Below are 18,057 nucleotides of genomic sequence, written 5' to 3'. Positions count from 1 at the left end.
GTTCACCCGCGAATGCGCCGGTTGCCCTACCGTCGTATTCGCGGGTGAACCCGTTCCTACACCGATCTTCGTCGCTTGTGGTTCAGAAGGTGGTACGCAACCCGACTTCCACGCTACGCCCCGGCGCCGGTGCGATATCGCGCAGGATCGAACTGGCATAGCGCACGGTCTGGTCGGTCAGGTTTTCGCCGCGCACAAACGCCAGCCACTGGCTCTGGCCAATGTCGAAGCGGTAGCCAACGCTCGCGCCCAAGGTGGTGTAGCCATCGGTGCTGGTTTCGTTGGCGGGTTTGCGGTGCTGCGACGCAGCGTGCTGCACGTCTACCCGCGCCTGCCAGCGGTCCAGCTCCCAGACCAGGCCGCTGTTCAGGCGCAGCGGGGCGATGCGGGGCAGTGGCTCGCCACTGTCGAGGTTCTTGGCTCGGGTATAGTCACCGGACAACTCCAGCGCGAAGCTGCCGTAACGGTTCTCGGCCAACTGCCAGCTGTCCTGGGCCTCGATGCCGTAGAAGCGCGCCCGCACGCCTTGGTACTGGTATTCCGGGAAGCCCTCATGATCATGATCATGATCGTGATCCTCCTCCTCATGGTCATGCTCGCCTTCGCGGGTGTTGCCGGTGCCAATCAGGCCGATGTAGTTGCGAAAGTGGCTGTAGAACAACCCAACACTGCCCTTGTGGGTGCCGTTGTCGAAGCGCAACGCCAGGTCGGCGGAAATGGCCTTTTCCTTGTTCAGGCTGGCGTCACCGACTTCAAACGCGCCGGTGGCTACGTGCGCGCCATTGGCGTACAGCTCGTAAAAGGTAGGGGCGCGCTCGGTGTAGCCGAGGTTAGCGGCCAGCGACCAGATTGGGTCGAGCTGGTACACAGCCCCCGACGACAGGCTGAAGGCGTTGAAGCTGCTGGCGCTGTCGGCGTCAACGAAGTTCTCGTTGCCTTTGGCGTCCGGGTCTACGCGGGTGTGCTCCATGCGCGCGCCCAGGCTCAGGTTCAGGCGTTCGGTGGCTTGCCACTGCTCCAGCATGAACAGCGCCAGGCTGTCGGTATCGGTGTGCGGGACGAAGGCTTCCTCGCCCAGGGCGGAGAATTCGTTGCGGCTGACCTGGGCACCGATCACCCCTTCAATCGGCCCGAGCGGCTGGTGACGGGCTTCGATGCGGGCTTCGTAGCCCTTGTTCTTGAAGGTGGTATGGACCTCGCCTTCCTCGATTTCGCTGTGTTCGTAGTCGGTGTAACCAGCATCTACCTTGACCGAGCTGAACGGGCCGTCGAGATCGCGCAGTTCGGAGGCGAAGGCGTAGTGATCCTGTTTCATGTCCAGGCGCACGCCGGACTCGGCCACCGAGCCGTAGTTGCTGTCGTAGCGGCTGTACGACAGGCCGGCGTAGCCGTGGTCCCAGTGGTAGGCACCACCGATTGCGCCGCCGTCCTGGCGACCGTCGCTGTTTTCCAGGCGGTGTTTGCTGCCGGGCTCGTCGGCATCGCGCACCTTGGCGCTGCGTGCATAGCCCGGGATGCGCAGGTCGTTGAACTGGCGGCTGTTGGCATCCAGGTGCAGGGCGAAGGCGCCGTCGCCGGCCTCCAGCTTGCCGGCGCTGCTGCGAGTGGTGTCGGCGCCGCCGTAACGCAGTTCACCGGCACCGTGGATGCCCTCGATCGGCGAGTCCGGGATGCGGTTGTCGAAGGTGTTGACCACCCCGCCAATGGCGTTGCCGCCGTAAAGCAGGGCGGCCGGGCCACGGACGATTTCGACGCGCTCGACGGTTACCGGGTCCAGCGGCACGGCATGATCGTAGGACAGCGACGAGGCATCCAGGGCACCGACGCCATTGCGCAGGATACGAATGCGGTCGCCATCCAGGCCGCGGATCACCGGGCGGCTGGCGCCAGGGCCGAACCAGGTAGAGGCGACACCGGGCTGCTTGTTAAGGGTTTCACCCAGGCTGCCGTGCTGCTGTTGCAGCAGGTTGTCGCCTTCGAGCACGGTGCTGGGGGCGGCCAGTTGGCGGTTACCCAGCGGGTTGGCGGTGATGACCTGCGGCTCAAGTTCTACGGCCTGGCTGGGGGATGCAGCCAGCCAGAGTGCGACGGCAAGGGGGGAAAGGCGAAGCGGTGTGTACAGCATGGGGATGGGGCGTTCCTTGGCAGATGCTTTTTAGTGTTACAACATAACATAACTATTCCATCACAGAGGTTTTGCCTCTGACCAGCGATTTTTCTGTCGACTCGACGGATCCCTCCCACCACTACACTCGTGTAAGGTGCGCATCTTTCCTACGGAGCACAGCATGAGCACGGCCCAACACAACGCGCTGCACGGCAAGACCCTTGAACAGATCCTCACCGAGCTGGTGGCGCATTACCAATGGCATGGCCTGGCCGAGCGCATCGATGTGCGCTGCTTCAAGAGCAACCCGACCATCAAGTCGAGCCTGACGTTCCTGCGCAAAACACCGTGGGCGCGGGAGAAGGTCGAGCAGCTGTACGTGAAGCTGCAGCGTCAGGCCTGACATGTCGCGTCGCCCTTGGCTGACCGGCATGGCGGTGCTGGGCTGGTTCGGCCTGGCCGTGCAGGTGAACCTGGTACTGCTGGCGCGTTGGCAGGAACAGGCCAGCCTGATTGGTGGCCTGATCAATGTGTTCGGCTACTTCACCGTGCTGACCAATACCCTGGTGGCGACGGTGCTCAGCTATGCCGCATTCGGTAGGGAAGGCCGTGGCAAACGCTTTTTCCTGTCGCCCTCGGTAAGCTCTGCAGTGGCCGCCAGTATCGTGCTGGTGGCGCTGGCCTACAGCGTGCTGCTGCGTCATTTGTGGCAACCACAGGGTTGGCAATGGCTGGCGGACGAGTTGCTGCACGACGTGATGCCGGTGCTGTATGCCTTGTACTGGTGGAGCGAGGTGCCCAAGGGCAGTTTGCGGCTATGGCATTTGCTGGTGTGGCCGGTGTACCCGGCGGTCTACTTTGGTTATGCGTTGTGGCGGGGGAGTGAGATTGGCGTCTATGCCTACCCGTTCATCGATGTGGCCAGCCTGGGGTATGGGCAGGTGATGCTCAACGCCCTTGGGGTGCTGGCGGGTTTCTGGGGGATAGGGCTGGTGTTGCTTGGGCTGGATCGGTGGCGGGGGCTGCACAGGCTGGCTTGACCTGTAGCGGCCTCTTCGCGGGCAAGCCCGCCCCCGCAGAGAAATCACAAGCCCAAGGGCTGTGGTATTCGCTGTGGAAGCGGGAGGCACGCGGCCCGGGTGTCAGCAGCAGGGCACAAGATTGCTGATATCCCCAAATGGCCAGGGCCGCGATGGCGTCTTAGTGCTTCTTCCCTTGCATGCTCGAAACCCATTGCTCGCTGCGACTATGCCCACTGGTTCTCAACACGCCCAGGTCCAGCGCATTTTCCCCATCCGCCGCCATTTTGCTTTTGGCTATCTCGGCGATTGCCGTGCCCAGATCCACCGGTGAGTTGGACGCATCCAACGACAGGTCTCGGCGATAGTCATTGCCGCTCAGCGTTTCCTGGGTGACCGAGTTGGCGTCGAGCCTCACGTCGCCTTTGGCCGACTGTAAGCGTGCCCCCACCAGATGAGCGTTGCCACCGACCTGCAGGTCGATGCCGTCGCTGCTTTTAAGCGTGGTCTGACGCGCCACATTGTCACGCTGTGCATGCGACACGTCGAGGCTGACGGTCGGCGAGAACCCTGGGTCTGCCTTGCTCAGGGCCGAACCGGCCTTTTTCTCGACCTTGCCTCCCAGCGGCCCTGCCACCGATTTGGCCGCATTGACATAGCCCTGCGGGTTTTTCTCCTGGCTCAGCCTGACATCGCCTTTCACGCTCAGGGTGTTGACGTTGTCCTTGAGGCTGGCGATGCGCAGGTCACCGTCGATTGTGCCGCCAATATGCCCTGCATCCAGGGTGGCACTCTCGATGCGGGTATCGCCGCGGCTTTGCAGGTCGATGCGCTCGGCGCGCAGGTCACTGGTATTCCAGGTGAGGTTGTCGCGCTTGTCGAGCTCTACCTTGAGCCGGCCATGCAGGCCGCGGGTGTCCAAGGCGCCCTTGGCCATGTTGAAACCGGCGCCGGCCGAGATGTCGAGGTTGTCGCGTCGCTCCTGGCTGGAAGAGGCTTCAACCAGCATGCCGCCATTCGAGGCGTCGAGGGTGATCTGTTCGGCCGAGGCCTGCAGGCCTTGCAGGTGCAGGGCGATGTCCTCGCGGGCGCTGCTGGTCAGGGTCAGTGTGCCGTTGCTGGCAAACTGGGCATCGACCGCCTGACGTGCATGTTCGTCCTGCTTGCCGTGGCTGAAGTGGCCGCCTATGGCTCCCCCCTGGGTCTGGCCAGCCTTGGCCGCCAGCTCCATGCCGCCACCCAGGTTGCTGCCTGCGGCTTGCTGGGTGTTGCTGGCCGCCTTGACCTGCAACTGGCCGCCACTTTGCACCTGTATGTCGCCGGCCTTGGCCTCGCGGCTACCAATGCGCGTGCCTTCGAGCAACAGGTCGCCTGTGCTGGTCAGCTTTACCTCGCCCTTGGCGTCGATTTGTGCCACTTGTGCCTTGCCCTGCGTGCTCAGCTTTTGGCCATGGTCCAGATACCCCCGGCCATCGACACCGGTGCTGCCCGGGCGGTTGCCGACTTTGGCCCAGGCATTGCCATCGAGCTGGCGTGACTGTTGTTCGGCCTGGTCGGTCGCCTGGGGTAAGGCCAGCGACCCGGCACTGTGCATGACCACGCTGCCTTCACCGCCATCGATGCGGGCCCCTTCGTAGCGGCCATCGCTGCCCAGCTGTACCTGGATACCCTGTTGCCCGTAAAGGCTGCCGGGCACGGCGGTGCTGGCGGTATCCTTTTTATCCAGCGACCCCCCTTTGCCGGCGGCGCGTACATTCAAGTCCTCGCCGGTGCTGGTGTCCAGGCGCGCATCGCCACCATAGGCCAGGCGTTGAACGGTGGTTTCCTGGGTATTTTCGGCGGCGTTCACCTGATGCTGCTGCGCCTCGATTTTCAGCGAGCCGGCATTGGCCCGCCAGGCTGTGCCCTGGTCGGCCAGTGTGTCAGCCTTGACCTCGACCTTTGCTGCGGACAACTCGCTGACCTGAGCAATGCCACGGCGCTGGTTTTCCAGGCGCTTGAGGTGTTCGACCGTCATGTCGGCCCCCACGCTGGGAGGTGCCATGGCGTCTTCAGGCGAAGCTTGCTGGAAGCGCGGGGCTTCCTCACCCAGCACCAGGCGTTCGATAGGGCGGGTCAGGTCGCGGTATTCGATACTGGCGCCCAGGCTACCCGACCAGTCGTCACGGCTTTGTTCATGTTCATGGGTATCCTGCACTGCACGGTTGTCGATGTGTTTGGCGGTCACCTGCAGGGTGTTGCCGGCCTCGACGTGCGCGGCCTCGGTGAGCAGTGCATCACTGCGCAATTTCAGATCGCCGCTGGCCTGCAACTCGCTGCGCTGCACCTTGCTTTCGCGTTCGGCTTGCACCTCGCGGTTGTGATGGCCTTCGAACAAACTGCCCAGGCGGTCGATGCCACCGGTTACTGTCAACCCGCCACCACTTTCGGTGGTGCTGGTGGCTACGTCACGGTCGTTGCGGGTCGCCCCCAGTGTCACTTCCCGCGCCTGCACATCGAGATCGCCGGCAGTGGCCTGGACCTTGCTGCCGTTGACCTGCAGGTGCGCGCTGCTGTTCATGCCCACCGAGGCGCCCTTGAGCTCACTGGCAACCTGGTTGGTCGTGCGCTGCTTGCTGGTGCTGGTCACGACCTCATACGCCACGCCAGCCGCGTACTGGCGAGACTCGGGCTTGCCATCCTCGGCTTCCTGGGTCTGTCTGGCGTTGGCCGTGAAACCCCGTTGATGGTCGCGGGTTTCGCGTTCATCGACCGATTGCGCACTGCCAATCAACAGGTCGCCTTTGGCCTCGACTTGCAGATGCTTGCCAGCTTCGACCTTGGCGCCCTGAATACGCATCTCTTCGGCGCTGGCCAGGCGCAGGTTGCTGGTCGAGCTGACGTCGCTGACCAGTACCTGCTGTTTGCGGTCCGTGCTTTCGTGCTTGCTGCCGATCAGGCCGAACAGTTTACTGTCGCTGGTGCGCTGGGTGGAGGTCGTGCTGCCATGGTCTGCCTCGATGGCCAGCGAGCCGTTCTCGCTGTAGAGCACCGCGTCCTGTTTACCGAACACGGTGCTGCCTTTGATGGTGACCTGGTCGGCACTCACAGTGAGCTCGCCATCGCTGGTTATCGTGCTGCCCGCGACGACCTGGCCCTCGGTGTCGTTACCTTTGCGGTCACCAAAGAATGTGCCGGACACCAGGTCGCCTCGGTAGTCGCGTTGGGTACCGTGTTCCTGCAAGGTGGTGGTGCCGATGTCGGCCTGTTTCGCCTGGATAGCCAGATCGCTGCGGCTGTGCAGGCTGCTGCCCTGTACGTTGAGGTTGTCGCTTGCCTTTATCGACATGTGCCCGGCGCTCAGGGTACTGCCCTTTGCGGTTTCCTTGAGCTGGTCGCTATCGCTGTCACCGCGCCATAAATCCTTGCGATGACGCACCTGCTGTTCGGTGCGTTTGCTGTCGATGCCGGCGAGGATGTCCAGGCCGGCACCGCTGTCGACCGTCAGCTCGTTACCGGCGTCCACCTTCGCGGCGGTCATGCGCATGTCGTCGCCGGACTGCAACAGCACGCTCTCAGTGCCCAGCAATTGACTGCCCTGTTGTTGCTTGTGGGTGGTGGTGGTCTTGCGGTTGTAGGTTTCACGGGTGACGAACCAGAACTTCTTGTTCCAGCTGTCACTGTCGTGCTTGATGTGCTCGATTGTCTTGGCGTCCAGGGTGAGCTTCTTGCCAGCCCTTGCTTCGATCCGCGGGGCCTGGCCGTCAACCGTTTCAAGCATAAGGTCATCGGCAGCGGTGAGTTTCAGTACGCCACGCTCGCTGCGCAGCTCGGTCGGGCGGTCGCCACTGCCGCTGACATGCAGGCCCCCGGCCGAGCTGATGTCGACCCCCTCGGCGCCCAGAATTTGCGAGGCCCCCACACGCACACCCGCGCCTTCGGCAGTACTTACCACACGGATACGCCCGGCGCGCATGGCGCCGAACAGGCTGGCATCAATGCTCGACGAGGGGCTGGGCAGGTGTTCGACCACCTCGCCGCTGCGGCTGTCGATACGGTTGCGGCCGACAGTGATGTCGAGCGTTTCGCTGGCCATGAGCAAGCCTTTGCTGTCCACGCGCGGTGCGATCAGTTCGAGTGCGCCACCGGCATTGCCCTGGCCATACTCCAGTACCTGCAGGGTGCCACTGGCCGTGAGCGTATCGAGGTACCTGAGCTGTTGCTCCTCGAATTGCGGGGTGCCCACCACGAAGCCTGCGCGGGTGGTGTTGATGAAACTGCCGCCATTGAGGGTGATGCCATTGGGGTTGGCCAGTATGTAGTCGGCCGGGCGCCCGAAGATTTCCTGCGGCCCCTCGATCAGCGAGGCGTTGCGGCTGATCACTTCGTTAAGAATGGTCGAGGCGGCCTGGCCCTGGAACTGCGGGTTGGCCGCCAGGGCGCCGGCCAGTTGCGACTGCCCGGCTGCGGTGGCGTTGTTCAGCACCAGGCCCGGGGTGGCAACGTTGTAGTCGATGAACTGGTTGTGTGACAGCCCCGTGGCGTTGGGCGGCACGATGTCGATGACCGGCACCCCGTGGCCGTTATGGATGACCGGGGTCCCCCCGGGGCCGCTGGCTGCTTCCAGTCCTGTCTGAGCCAGTGCGGCGCTGGGCCCGAGCACGGCGAGGAAGATTGCCCAGCGCAAGGTATCCGGGCGAACAGGCGGTAACTGCGAGAGTGTTTGCATTTTCTCGTTCTCTTTGTTGTGGGTGAATCAGATGCTCAGGGTCCAGTCCAGCACCCAGAAGCCGGGCTCCAGCCGCGGGCGGGGCAGGTCGCTGGTGTACAAGGCGCGTTGGTAGTCCAGGCGCAGGCGGCTGCCGGGCAGGCTCAGTTCCAACCCTGCGGCGGCCCCGGCCAGGCGCTGTGACGGTTTGCCTTCGGCGGTGCGAACCCAGCCCAGGTCCAGGCCGATGTAGGGGCGTATCTCGAAAGGTGGAGCCCAGGTCCGTGGCAGCGCCTGGCTGAACGTATTGCGCCAGACGGCGCTGCTGGCACCGGAGTAAGTGTGCAGACGAAAGCCGCGGACAGCCGAATCGTCGCTGACCAGCAGCTGTTCGACGGCAGGCAGCGGGTCACGGCTGTACTGCATGGCCAGCTCGCTCTGCCAGCGCCAAGGGCTGGGTGCCGGGCCTTGACGCAGGTGCAGCAGGTTGGCGCGGTACTTGCGAAAGTCCGGGCGCAGGCGTTGAGCACCCAGGGGCGAGCGGTCGGCACCCAATGCGTCAATGCCTTGGGCAACGCCGAAGTAACCGTTCCACAGGCCACTTTCGAGCCACAGCAGGTTGATGCCGGCCTCTACCGTGGCCAGCGTCGGGCTCTGCTGGACGATAACCGCGCCAGCGCTGCGGTTGATCAGCTGCTTGCGGTCCAGACGGGCGCTGGCGCTGAGCATGCCTTGCTGGTTGCGCCACAATACCCGCTCGACACTCAGGCCCTGATAGCTGCTGCTGCCGTCGGCAGCCTTGTCGCTGTAGGGGAGGGGGGCTTGATAGCTTAGCTGGCTGGCGCTGAGGGCAAAGGTCCAGGCGCCGTAGGGGATGCTGTAGTACAACGATATCCCTTGGCTTTGGCCGGGCGTATCGAGCACCGTGCGGGTCAACGACAGGCGCAGCTCATCATTGAGGCCAAGCGGGCTGTCCAGGCCAATGCCGAGGTTGACGCGGTGGCGGCCGGTCAGCTCGCTGCCTCGGTTGTCGAAGCGGCTGTCCAGGTGCCAGCGTGAAGCAACCTTGCCCGGCTGCACGACCACGCGGGTGCCGCCCTGCAGTTCGCCGGGCAGCAAGGTGGCGCCCAGTTCATAGGCGCGAAGGCGGTTGAGTTGGTCCAGGCCTTGCTCAAGGTCGGGCAGGTACAGTGGCTGCCCAAGCAGGCCTGGGAAGGCACTGGAGAGAGACAGGGGCAGGTCGGGGCCAGCCAGTTCGATGGTTTCGACAAAGCCTTCGACAATGACGATGTCCAACGGCATGCCCTCTGCTGGGGGCTGGCGCAGGTAGGGGCGGCTGGTTGGGTAGCCGGCTTGTACATAACGTTGGGTGATGGCTTTGAGCAGCCGGTTGATGTCGGCGATGCCCATGCAGGCAGGCGTGAGGGCACGGATGGTGGGCGCCAGTGCCGAGTTCGAAAGCCGGTGCATGCCCGCCACGCGCACGCCATCGACTGCCCAGCAGCGATCATCGTGCGGGCGGTGGGAAGTGCTGTTGGTCGGTTCAGCCGGGACGGGTACACGCTGCCAGCGTTCCAGCCGCTGCTGTTGCTCCAGTTGCCGCAGCCCATGCTGTTGATCGCGCAACTGCTGGCTGGCAGGGTCGTCGGCCAGCACCTGGGGAATGGACAGCAAGCCAGAAAGGCAACCGGCCGACAGCCAATGGGCGATGCGGTGAATCAGGCACGGCATTGAAGCACCCCGCAAATGATGTACGGTTTTCGTACTCGTCTGCGTGGATGCTAGAAATTAAGCCACTCGTATGGATGCAGTACCCTGCCTAAGCACCTGTCAGGCAAGTTCGCGCTAAATGGTGAGAAGGTTCCTACAACTTTTGCCGGAAGGCTCTATATCAAGGGCGGATCTCGATCAGCGTTCCATCCCGAACCAGGTCCCACACTTCCTGCATGTCGCGGTTGCGCATGGCAATGCAACCATCCGTCCAGTCCAGGGTATGGAAGTACCATTCCGGGTATTCATCGTTGATCGGCGTGCCGTGAATCATGATCATGCTGCCGGCATTCACCCCTGCCCGGGTCGCGCGGGCGGCATCGCTGATGTTCGGGTAATTGATGTGCATGGCCAGGTTGAAGCGGTCGCTCTGCTTGCGCCAGTCCAGCCAGTACAAGCCCTCGGGGGTTTTCTTGTCGCCTTCGCGTTCCTTGGCGCCCTTGGGCTGCTTGCCCAGCGAGATGCGGTAGGTTTTCAGCGGCTCGCCGCGGCTGATCAACTGCAGGCGGCGCTCCGACTTGATCACCAGCACCTTGTCGATCAACGGTTGCATGGCTTGCTGCGAAGGCGAGGGAGTTTGCGCTGCCGGCGCGGGCTTGCGGATGATGGTTTCGGTGAAGGCCGCCTGGGACACCGAGGTAACGCAAAGGCAGAAAAGGGCAAGCAACCAGCGCATGTAACAGTATCCCTGAAGGCGTTTAGGTGTGTGGCGAAACGTTCATCGGCGGCAGGTATTCATGGCCTATGGGGTAGTGCTGGCCGATGCGGTCGCGATAGTAGCATTCTAGTGTGCGAGTGACGGTGCGGAAAGCCAGCTCGTCCCACGGTATCTCATGTTCTTCGAACAGCCGCACCTCCAGGCTTTCGACACCGACGGCAAAGTCCAGGTCCGCCAACTCGGCGCGGAAGAACACATGCACCTGGCTGATGTGCGGCAGATCGAACAGCTGGTACAGGGACGTCGGCCCGACCCGGGCGCAGGCTTCCTCGACGGTTTCGCGACGCGCGGCCTGGTCGAGGGTTTCGCCGTTTTCCATGAAACCGGCGGGCAGGGTCCAGAAACCCCGGCGCGGCTCAATGGCGCGGCGACACAGCAACACCTGGCTGCCCCAGGTCGGCAATACGCCGGCCACGATGTTGGGGTTCTGGTAGTGGATGGTCTGGCAAGAGCCACAGACGTACCGCAGGCGGCTGTCGCCCTCGGGGATCCGCTGACTGACCGGTTGGCCGCATGCGCTGCAGAATTTCATGTGTGGTTCCTTATGCTCAAGGCTATCTTGGCTCGGCCACCGTGCCGCCGCAAGCGCTGGGGCTTGGGTGCTTCGCGGCTTTGGTGCATCATGCAACACAGGACCTGGATACGAGCGTGCGCAATGCTGGACGAGCTACTTCGCCGAATGAGCAACCACCAACCCGCGTCATTGGAAACCGACAGGCGGTTCCCCGAAGCGGCGGTCCTCTTGCCCATTACCCGCAGCGAAGCGCCCGAACTGGTCTTGACCCTGCGCGCCAAGGGCCTGTCTACCCACGGTGGCGAAGTAGCCTTTCCCGGTGGCCGCCGCGACCCGGAAGACCCGGACCTGGTCTTTACTGCCCTGCGCGAGGCTGAAGAAGAAATCGGCCTGCCCCCTGGCCTGGTGGAGGTGATTGGTCCGCTCAGCCCGCTGATTTCGCTACATGGCCTGAAAGTGACGCCATTCGTCGGGCTTATCCCGGACTTCGTCGAATATCGCGCCAATGATGCCGAGATCGCGGCAGTATTCACCGTGCCGCTGGAATTCTTCCGGCAGGACCCGCGCGATCATACCCACCGTATCGATTACCAGGGGCGTAGCTGGTATGTGCCCAGTTACCGCTATGGTGAATACAAGATCTGGGGGTTGTCGGCGATCATGATCGTCGAGTTGGTCAACCTGCTGTTCGATGCCGGTATCAGCCTGCATCACCCCCCTGAGCGTCACATCGAAAATTGAGCGGGCCTACCCCGCCGTCTGCGTCGCAGCCTGAGGAACAAGCATGAAATATCGCCTGGGCGACCTGCGGGTCGAGAGCCACCCCACCAGTTGGGCCGCCCCCAACGCCACGCTCATTGGCAACGTGCGCCTGCAAGCCCATTCCAGTGTGTGGTTTGGCGCGGTGTTGCGCGGTGATAACGAGCTGATCGACATCGGTGAAGGCAGCAACGTGCAGGATGGCACGGTGATGCACACCGACATGGGCTCGCCACTGACGTTGGGCAAGGGCGTGACCGTTGGCCACAATGCCATGTTGCATGGCTGCACGGTGGGCGACTTCAGCCTGGTCGGTATCAACGCAGTGATCCTCAATGGCGCGCGCATTGGCAAGCACTGCATTATCGGCGCCAATGCACTGATCGCCGAGGGCAAGGAAATTCCGGACGGTTCGCTGGTGATGGGCTCGCCGGGCAAGGTGGTACGCGAACTGACCGAGCAGCAGAAGCGCATGCTTGAAGCGAGTGCCGCACATTACGTGCACAATGCCCAGCGTTATGCGCGGGATCTGGTGGTTGATGATGAGTGAAGTGGTCGAGCGGCCGGTGGCTTCGCCGTGCGTGAGTATTTGTGCGCTGGACGAGCAGGATATCTGCACCGGCTGCCAGCGTACCGTGGCCGAGATTGGTCGCTGGGGGCGGATGGACAACGACGAGCGTCGGGCGGTGCTCAAGCGTTGCCATGAACGGGCATTAGAAGCCGGCCTCATCATGCAGGCCTGACGCGAACCCTGTAGGAGCGGGTTTACCCGCGAATACCGGCGAAGCCGGTGCCATGCACCGCAGTGGCAGCTTCGCGGGCACGCCCGCTCCCACAGGTACAGCGTCAGCCTTGAGGGCTGCACAACATCTGTGGCGGCGGGTTTACCCGCGAACGGCCCAGCGGTAATCTGTACGGCTTGCCCACAGACAGCCCGCCATGTTCTATCTGATTGCCTACATCAGCAGCGTAGTGCTGATCAACTACGCCTTCTCCAGTGCCCCGCATCTGGACATCATCTGGTCTGCCTGGGGCGGCCTGGTGTTCATCCTGCGCGACATGGTGCAGACCCGTTTTGGTCATGGCGCCCTGGTCGCCATGCTGGTGGCACTGGTGCTGTCCTATGTCACCTCGGAGCCGGCCATCGCCCTGGCCAGCGCCACTGCGTTCTTCATTTCCGAGCTGATCGACTGGCTGGTGTTCAGCATCACCCGTCGGCCGCTGCGCGACCGCCTGTGGCTCAGTTCGGCGCTGAGCATCCCGGTGGATACCTTCATTTTCTTCGGCATGATCGGCGCGCTGACCCCGGCAGTGATCGGCACCGCGATGGCCTCGAAATTCGCCGGTGTAACCGCGGTGTGGCTGGCCATGGCATTTCGCGCCCGGCGGGCCGCCGTGGCCGGTTGATGGTGTAGAATAGCGGTCCTTTTTCAGCGGGTGGCGCCTAGCCTGGCGCGGCCCCGGATGCCTTCGAGGACCTGAAATGACCCGTATCGGAACCCCATTGTCGCCCACCGCGACCCGTGTACTGCTCTGCGGCTGTGGCGAGCTGGGCAAGGAAGTGGTAATCGAGCTGCAGCGCCTGGGCGTCGAAGTAATCGCCGTCGACCGCTACGCCAATGCTCCGGCAATGCAGGTGGCGCACCGCAGCCATGTGGTCAACATGCTCGATGGCGTTGCCCTGCGCGCGGTGATCGAAGCCGAGAAGCCGCACTACATCGTGCCGGAAATCGAAGCCATCGCCACCGCCACCCTGGTCGAGCTGGAAAACGAAGGCTTCACCGTGGTGCCCACCGCCCGCGCCACCCAGTTGACCATGAACCGCGAAGGCATCCGCCGCCTGGCTGCCGAAGAGCTGGACCTGCCAACCTCGCCGTACCACTTCGCCGACACCTATGAAGACTACGCCAAGGCCGTAGCCGACCTGGGTTACCCGTGCGTGGTCAAGCCGGTGATGAGCTCGTCGGGCAAGGGCCAGAGCCTGCTGCGCAGTGATGCTGACCTGCAGAAGTCGTGGGATTATGCCCAGGAGGGCGGCCGCGCTGGCAAGGGCCGGGTGATCGTCGAAGGTTTCATTGACTTCGAATATGAGATCACCCTGCTGACCGTGCGCCACGTGGGCGGTACCACCTTCCTTGAACCTGTCGGCCACCGTCAGGAGAAGGGCGATTACCAGGAGTCCTGGCAGCCACAGGCCATGAGCCCGAAAGCGCTGGCTGAATCGCAGCGCGTGGCCAAGGCGGTCACCGATGCCCTCGGCGGTCGTGGCCTGTTTGGTGTGGAGCTGTTCGTGAAGGGCGACCAGGTGTGGTTCAGCGAAGTGTCGCCGCGCCCGCATGACACCGGTCTGGTCACCCTGATTTCCCAGGACCTGTCGCAATTCGCCCTGCATGCTCGCGCCATTCTCGGCCTGCCGATTCCGGTGGTGCGTCAGTTCGGCCCGTCGGCTTCGGCAGTGATCTTGCCCGAAGGCCAGTCCCAACAGACCAGCTTCGCCAACCTGGGCGCAGCGCTGAGCGAGCCGGATACCGCCATTCGCCTGTTCGGCAAGCCGGAAATCAATGGCACCCGCCGCATGGGTGTGTGCCTGGCGCGTGACGAATCGGTCGAACTGGCGCGGGCCAAGGCGACCCGCGCTTCGCAGGCGGTCAAGGTCGAGTTCTGATCCGAGAGTGCTGGGGCCGCAAAGCGGCCCCAGTGGCTTACAGCGTGGTATTGCGCGTCTCTTTCAGGCACAGCACGGCAATCAGGCTGATCACCGCCGCCACCGACACATAACCCCCCACCCAGCTCAAACCCCCCATGCTCACCAGCTTCTGGGCAAAGAACGGTGCTGCCGAGGCGCCGACGATACCGCCCAGGTTATACGCCGCCGAGGCACCGGTATAACGCACGTGGGTCGGGAACAGCTCTGGCAGCAGTGCACCCATCGGCGCGAAGGTCACGCCCATCAGGAACAGCTCGATGGCCAGGAACAGCGCCACGCCTGCAGTCGATCCCGAGGTCAGCAGTGGCTCCATGGTAAAGCCCGAAGCTATCGCCAGCAGGCCGCCGACGATCAGTACCGGCTTGCGCCCGTAACGGTCACTGAGCCAGGCCGACAACGGTGTGGCCAGTGCCATGAACACCACCGCGAAACACAGCAGGCCAAGGAACGTTTCGCGGCTGTAGCCCAGTGTGGTTACGCCGTAGCTCAGCGAGAACACCGTGGAAATGTAGAACAGCGCATAGCACACCACCATGGCCGCAGCGCCCAGCAGGGTTGGCAGCCAGTATTTGGAGAACAGGTCGACCACCGGCATTTTCACCCGCTCGTGGCGGGCAACGGCCTTGGCGAACACCGGGCTCTCTTCAAGCTTCAGGCGTACGTACAGGCCTACCAGTACCAGTGCGGCGCTGAGCAGGAACGGAATGCGCCAGCCCCACTCGCGGAACTGCTCGTCGCTGAGCACCAGGGCCAGGGTCAGAAACAGGCCGTTGGCCGCCAGGAAGCCGATTGACGGGCCCAACTGCGGGAACATGCCGAACCAGGCCCGCTTGCCTTCCGGGGCGTTTTCGGTAGCCAGCAGGGCCGCGCCACCCCATTCGCCGCCCAGGCCCAGGCCTTGGCCAAAACGCAGCAGGCAGAGAATGATCGGCGCCCACACGCCAATGCTGTCATAGCCTGGCAGCACGCCAATGGCGGTGGTGGATACGCCCATCAGCAGCAGCGAGGCGACCAGCGTGGATTTGCGACCGATACGGTCGCCAAAATGGCCGAACAATGCCGAGCCCAGTGGCCGGGCGAGGAAGGCGATACCGAAGGTGAGGAAGGCGGCCAGCATTTGCGCGGTGCCCGACCCGGACGGGAAGAACACCGGGCCGATCACCAAGGCTGCGGCGGTGGCGTAGACGTAGAAATCATAGAACTCGATGGCGGTGCCGATGAAGCTGGCAGTGGCTACCCGCGCAGGCGAGTTGACTGGCGCGGCAGGCGCTTGGGCATAAGTGCTGCTTGTCATTGAGGAGGTCCCTGACAGTCTGGTCCGGCTCCATGGGCTTGGCCCGCGACGGCATGCCCTGCAAAAGGGCGGGTACGGTTAAGCGGGCGCCGGAGCGTTTTATTGTGTGCGCCCGACTGACAATAGCCCAAGGGGGTAGGGGCGGGGCGGGTACTGTTCGGGGTGTTGACGCAGGACCGCAGGGCGTATCAGTGGAGCGGACTGGCCGTGGAGCGCCGGGTGCGGGTAGCGGGCGTGACGGCGGGGCTGGGTAAGCGTGACCCGAGTATAGCTATCGGGTCACGGTCCACACCAGTACCTTGCTGGCGCAATTGTCCTCTGTTTCAAGGATTTCCAGGCGATAGCGGCCTATTTTCAGGCAAACAGCGCTTTCCGGGATGCTTTCCAGCGCTTCGGTAACCAGCCCGTTGAGGGTTTTCGGCCCGCCGTCGCAGGGCAGGTGCCAGCTCAGGGTGCGGTTGATTTCGCGTAACGAAGCGGTGCCATCGATGACGAAGGTACCGTCGGGTTGCGGGTGCACATGCGGGTTTTCCAGGCTTTGCTCGTCCTCGAACTCGCCGACGATCTCTTCGAGAATGTCTTCCAGGGTGACGATACCCAGTACTTCGCCGTACTCGTCCACCACCACGCCCAAGCGGCGTTGCTGCTTGTGGAAGTTCAACAACTGCATTTGCAGGGGCGTGCTTTCTGGTACGAAATAAGGTTCGTAGCAGGCGCTGTGCAGCGCTTCCAGGGTCAGCTCGGCCTTGGGCAGCAGGTGGCTGATCAGCTTGGTGTTGAGGATCGCTTCGACCTGGTTGATGTCGTTGTGGTAGACCGGCAGGCGGGTGTGGCGGCTGACGATCAGCTGCTCGACGATGCGTTCGATCGGCTCGTCGAGGTTGATGCCATCCACTTCGTTGCGCGGCACCAGGATGTCGTTGACGGTGATCTTGTCCAGCGACTGCAGGCCGTCGAGCAGACCCTGGCGAGGCGCTTCGTGCTGTTCATCCTCATCGAAGTCGTCGGCCTCCTGCGTGTGCAGGGCCACCGCTGTGGGCTGTGCCCGGAACGGGCGCAGAATCAGCTTGGCGGCGCCGTCCAGCAGGCAAGCCAGTGGCTGCAGCAGTGCGAGAGGCACTTTCAGCAGGCTGGCACCAAGGCTCACGAACGCCTGCGGGTTACGCCGGGCCAGGCGCCGCGGCAGATACTCGGCAAACACCAGCAAGGTGAGGGTCGCGGCCAGGCCTGCCAGCCAGAAGCCGTGCTCGCCACTCTGGCGCTGGCCCACCAGGCAGGCCAGCCCCAGCACCAGCAGCTTGCCCAGGCTGGCGCACAGCACCAAGGCCTGGGCTGGCAGCACGGGATGGCCGTCTTCGCCGGCGCGCAGTGTGCCATTGAGCTGCAGGCGGGCAGCCTCCACGGCAGTGAACAGTGCTGACCACAAAAGGGCCAGTGCCAGAGTGCCGAATAGCGGTGCGTACGGCAGGGTGTCCATGGTCGGCCGTCAGATATGCAAGATGAATTCGCGAACCAGCTTGCTGCCGAAATAGGCCAGCATCAGCAGGCAGAAACCGCTCAGCGTCCAGCGGATGGCCATGTGGCCCCGCCAACCCAGGCGGGTGCGGCCCCACAGCAGCACGCTGAACACCACCCAGGCGACACAGGCCAGCAAGGTCTTGTGCGCCAGGTGCTGGGCGAACAGGTTGTCGAGGAACAGCCAGCCGGAGATCAGCGACAGCGACAGCAGGCACCAGCCGGCCCAGAGGAAGCCGAACAGCAGGCTTTCCATGGTTTGCAGTGGCGGGAAGTTGCGGATCAGCCCGGACGGGTGCTTGTTCTTCAGCTGGCGGTCCTGCAGCAGCAACAGCAGCGACTGGAACACCGCGATGGTGAACAGCCCGTAGGCCAGGATCGACAACAGGATGTGCGCAAGGATGCCGGGTTCTTCGTTGATCAGCGGTACCGTGCCGGGGGGGGCGAACTGGGCCAGCAGCGCGGTCACCGCACCCAGCGGGAACAGCAGCACCAGCAGGTTTTCCACGGGTATGCGCAGGCAGGCCAGCAGGGTCAGGGAGATGACCGCCACGGCGATCAGGCTGGCGGCGCTGAAGAAGTCCAGGCTCAGGCCCAGCGGGGTGATCAGCTGGAAGAACAGTGCACCGGCCTGGGCCAGGACCGCGATGGCACCCAGCAGGCCAAGCAGGCGCTTTTCGGCCTTGCGGCCCTGGGACAGGTATGAGCCCTGGTAGATGGCCGCCGCTATATATAGGCCGGCTGCGATCAGGTTGGGGATGAGGCTGGGTGAGGAGAACATAAGTCCTGGTTGGCGAGCCTTTAAAGAGACGGAGTTTGGCATAGATTCCGCTGATCAAGGAAGACTGAAGGCTTGTGTCGGGGCATTCGTGGGCACGCCCGCTCCCACAGGTATGGCGCAGGCCTGCAGGTAGTGAGGATCCTGTGGGAGCGGGCGCGCCCGCGAAGAGGCCAGCACAGCCACCGA

The 18,057-nt window shown here is 63.5% G+C and carries 15 protein-coding genes; 7 read left to right on the top strand and 8 right to left on the bottom strand.

The window, feature by feature from the left end; translation table 11 throughout:
- Window positions 1-82 precede the first annotated feature (82 nt).
- The gene (locus tag ACF8O8_RS06120) at window positions 83-2,125 is read right to left on the bottom strand and encodes a TonB-dependent receptor (RefSeq protein ID WP_392509386.1); all 2,043 of its coding nucleotides are present in this window, start codon (window positions 2,123-2,125) and stop codon (window positions 83-85) included.
- A 163-nt stretch (window positions 2,126-2,288) separates the two neighbouring features.
- Between ACF8O8_RS06120 and ACF8O8_RS06115 the strand changes: the two genes are divergently transcribed.
- Both ACF8O8_RS06115 and ACF8O8_RS06110 read left to right on the top strand, forming a co-directional pair.
- Window positions 2,289-2,510 (top strand): VF530 family DNA-binding protein, encoded by a 222-nt coding sequence (locus ACF8O8_RS06115; RefSeq protein WP_012053596.1) that lies wholly within the window; start codon window positions 2,289-2,291, stop codon window positions 2,508-2,510.
- A 1-nt stretch (window position 2,511) separates the two neighbouring features.
- On the top strand, window positions 2,512-3,147 hold the full coding sequence (locus ACF8O8_RS06110) for a Pr6Pr family membrane protein (protein WP_392509385.1): 636 nt from the start codon (window positions 2,512-2,514) through the stop codon (window positions 3,145-3,147).
- A 160-nt stretch (window positions 3,148-3,307) separates the two neighbouring features.
- On the opposite strand, the gene ACF8O8_RS06105 is transcribed toward ACF8O8_RS06110, so the two are convergent.
- From ACF8O8_RS06105 to ACF8O8_RS06090, 4 genes are all read right to left on the bottom strand, one after another.
- A complete protein-coding gene (locus ACF8O8_RS06105) occupies window positions 3,308-7,834 on the bottom strand; it encodes a hemagglutinin repeat-containing protein (RefSeq protein ID WP_392509384.1) in 4,527 nt (1,508 codons plus the stop codon).
- Between the two features lie 27 nt (window positions 7,835-7,861).
- Window positions 7,862-9,544 carry a ShlB/FhaC/HecB family hemolysin secretion/activation protein gene (locus ACF8O8_RS06100; RefSeq protein WP_392509383.1) on the bottom strand — a complete coding sequence of 561 codons (1,683 nt, stop codon included), beginning with the start codon at window positions 9,542-9,544 and terminating at the stop codon, window positions 7,862-7,864.
- A 160-nt stretch (window positions 9,545-9,704) separates the two neighbouring features.
- Window positions 9,705-10,259 (bottom strand): murein L,D-transpeptidase family protein, encoded by a 555-nt coding sequence (locus ACF8O8_RS06095; protein ID WP_010952551.1) that lies wholly within the window; start codon window positions 10,257-10,259, stop codon window positions 9,705-9,707.
- Between the two features lie 22 nt (window positions 10,260-10,281).
- Window positions 10,282-10,833 (bottom strand): NUDIX hydrolase, encoded by a 552-nt coding sequence (locus ACF8O8_RS06090; RefSeq protein ID WP_010952552.1) that lies wholly within the window; start codon window positions 10,831-10,833, stop codon window positions 10,282-10,284.
- A 123-nt stretch (window positions 10,834-10,956) separates the two neighbouring features.
- On the opposite strand from ACF8O8_RS06090, the gene ACF8O8_RS06085 reads away from it, so the two are divergent.
- The 5 genes from ACF8O8_RS06085 (at window position 10,957) to purT (ending at window position 14,239) form a co-directional block, all read left to right on the top strand.
- Complete coding sequence (locus ACF8O8_RS06085; RefSeq protein WP_010952553.1) at window positions 10,957-11,556, top strand: CoA pyrophosphatase; 600 nt, start codon at window positions 10,957-10,959, stop codon at window positions 11,554-11,556.
- A gap of 43 nt (window positions 11,557-11,599) precedes the next feature.
- On the top strand, window positions 11,600-12,124 hold the full coding sequence (locus ACF8O8_RS06080) for a gamma carbonic anhydrase family protein (RefSeq protein WP_010952554.1): 525 nt from the start codon (window positions 11,600-11,602) through the stop codon (window positions 12,122-12,124).
- Window position 12,125: 1 nt separating this feature from the next.
- Window positions 12,126-12,317 carry a DUF1289 domain-containing protein gene (locus ACF8O8_RS06075; protein ID WP_162490565.1) on the top strand — a complete coding sequence of 64 codons (192 nt, stop codon included), beginning with the start codon at window positions 12,126-12,128 and terminating at the stop codon, window positions 12,315-12,317.
- 196 nt (window positions 12,318-12,513) lie between these two features.
- Window positions 12,514-12,981, top strand: coding sequence for a VUT family protein (locus ACF8O8_RS06070; RefSeq protein ID WP_010952556.1), 468 nt, complete (start codon window positions 12,514-12,516; stop codon window positions 12,979-12,981).
- A gap of 76 nt (window positions 12,982-13,057) precedes the next feature.
- Entirely contained in the window at window positions 13,058-14,239 is a 1,182-nt protein-coding gene (gene purT, locus ACF8O8_RS06065) for a formate-dependent phosphoribosylglycinamide formyltransferase (RefSeq protein WP_010952557.1), read from the top strand.
- 37 nt (window positions 14,240-14,276) lie between these two features.
- On the opposite strand, the gene ACF8O8_RS06060 is transcribed toward purT, so the two are convergent.
- The 3 genes from ACF8O8_RS06060 to ACF8O8_RS06050 form a co-directional block, all read right to left on the bottom strand.
- Complete coding sequence (locus ACF8O8_RS06060) at window positions 14,277-15,575, bottom strand: MFS transporter (RefSeq protein WP_010952558.1); 1,299 nt, start codon at window positions 15,573-15,575, stop codon at window positions 14,277-14,279.
- A gap of 271 nt (window positions 15,576-15,846) precedes the next feature.
- Window positions 15,847-17,052 (bottom strand): transporter associated domain-containing protein, encoded by a 1,206-nt coding sequence (locus tag ACF8O8_RS06055; RefSeq protein ID WP_010952559.1) that lies wholly within the window; start codon window positions 17,050-17,052, stop codon window positions 15,847-15,849.
- A 9-nt stretch (window positions 17,053-17,061) separates the two neighbouring features.
- Entirely contained in the window at window positions 17,062-17,871 is an 810-nt protein-coding gene (locus ACF8O8_RS06050; RefSeq protein ID WP_014592195.1) for an inner membrane protein YpjD, read from the bottom strand.
- Window positions 17,872-18,057 lie beyond the last annotated feature (186 nt).

This window comes from Pseudomonas sp. TYF_14 (assembly GCF_043105275.1).
Classification (GTDB): Bacteria; Pseudomonadota; Gammaproteobacteria; order Pseudomonadales; family Pseudomonadaceae; genus Aquipseudomonas; species Aquipseudomonas alloputida.
This window is presented reverse-complemented; position numbering and strand designations above follow the sequence as displayed.